This is a genomic window from Micromonospora sp. ALFpr18c (assembly GCF_008868155.1).
Classification (GTDB): domain Bacteria; phylum Actinomycetota; class Actinomycetes; order Mycobacteriales; family Micromonosporaceae; genus Micromonospora.
Genome location: NZ_WBKR01000392.1, coordinates 1 through 1453, shown reverse-complemented (window position 1 = coordinate 1453; position 1453 = coordinate 1). Strand labels below are relative to the sequence as shown.

Sequence of the window (1453 nt, the reverse complement as noted above, 5' to 3'; positions counted from 1 at the left end):
TCCTGGCCTCGCTACGCAACCTCGCCATCAACGCCCTACGCCTGGCCGGCCGACCCGACATCACCGAAGCCACCCGCTGGGCAGCCCGCAACATGACCAGGCCATTCACCATCCTCGGCCTCACATCGTGATCATGAAACGGCCGTGGCCATCGTTGTCGACCTCATGGAACCACTGAAGGCCACCTGCGCGTCAGCGGGTGCGACGACAGTAATTACGGAGTTTCCATCCGCGTAGCGATGACGCAAGGCCGACCCATCGTACAGACGTTCGGTGGAGATCTGACGTGGACTCCAGACCTCCTCGCCGACGTCAGACGTGGCATGCGCCGTTCCCGCGATGGACATCGACCCGACCAACAGCGCTGCGCTAGCTGTGGCGAGTGCCCGACGGATACTCATTGACTGATGCCTCCCCTATGGAGTCGCCGAAGCGCCTTGCTACATACACGCCTCTAGCGGAGGCGAATGCTGCACGACATTGGTCAAGAACTTAGAGCGCGACGCAGCGCACTGAGAGCTCGCGCAGTCTGGCTCGTCACCGTCGCCGGAGCACACCCAAGTGCTCGCGCCGTTTGCTCGACACTGAGATCATCCAGGAAGCGCAACATGACAACGGAGCGTTGACGCGGACCCAGCCGCCGCAGTGCCTTCAGTAGCATTTGACGGTCGTCAACGGCGCTCTGCGGGTCCTCTGACGAGACGATGTCCACCGTCGCGAGCGCTACGACCTCGCAGCGCCAACGCAACCGACGGCGCTCGCTCAGGTAGCTTCGGAGGATGACACGCCGGGCATACGCACCCAGTGCTGCTCGCCGGCTCAGTCGATCCCAGCGCTGGTACAACTTGCAGAGCGCCACCTGCACGAGGTCGTCGGCCACGTGCCAGTCGCCGCAGATGTAGTACGCCTCATGGCGGAGCCAGGCCCGGGACGCCTGGACGAATGCCTCGAATTCCACTTCGTTTACAACGCCAGCCATCGAAGATCCCCGTTTCCCCATGCAAGCGGCCGTCCCGTGCAGCACGCGTTGACACGACGTGATCGCGCCGGGCGGCCGGATCGGCCATTCATGATCCAAAATATTTGCTTACATCTTTGACTACAACCTGCTTGTGATCTTGAACACACCGTTACGTTGACCCAAGAGGTCTCGTGACTAGGTGAAGGCGTTGCCTTGGGGTCGGTCGGTGGGCAGCCCGCAGGAGTGATCTTGTGGAGATTGGCGGTGGCAGAAGCGGCATCGGTCAATGCCCGGGCGGCGCTGGCGGTAGTCGTGCAGGATCTCAGCGCCAGGACGTCACACACCCGACGTGGTCGGACATAGCCGGCCCCGCGCTTGGGTAGCTGTCCCAGCACCGCAAATATTTGATCTTGGTGTTTAGGTGTCGTAGGAGACGGATTGGCCCCGCGCAGCGTTGTTGCGTGCTGGCGGGGCCGGTTTGGCTGTTCAGGT

1 protein-coding gene is annotated in these 1453 nt (G+C 62.4%); it reads right to left on the bottom strand.

The genetic code is table 11. The features are described 5' to 3' along the window. Positions 1-484: 484 nt before the first annotated feature. Positions 485-979, bottom strand: coding sequence for a SigE family RNA polymerase sigma factor (locus F8271_RS31340; protein ID WP_151493382.1), 495 nt, complete (start codon positions 977-979; stop codon positions 485-487). Positions 980-1453 lie beyond the last annotated feature (474 nt).

Bases quoted from the DNA above. Each gene is read 5' to 3' on its own strand.
- F8271_RS31340 (WP_151493382.1), bottom strand. From the start codon at position 979: ATGGCTGGCGTTGTAAACGAAGTGGAATTCGAGGCATTCGTCCAGGCG.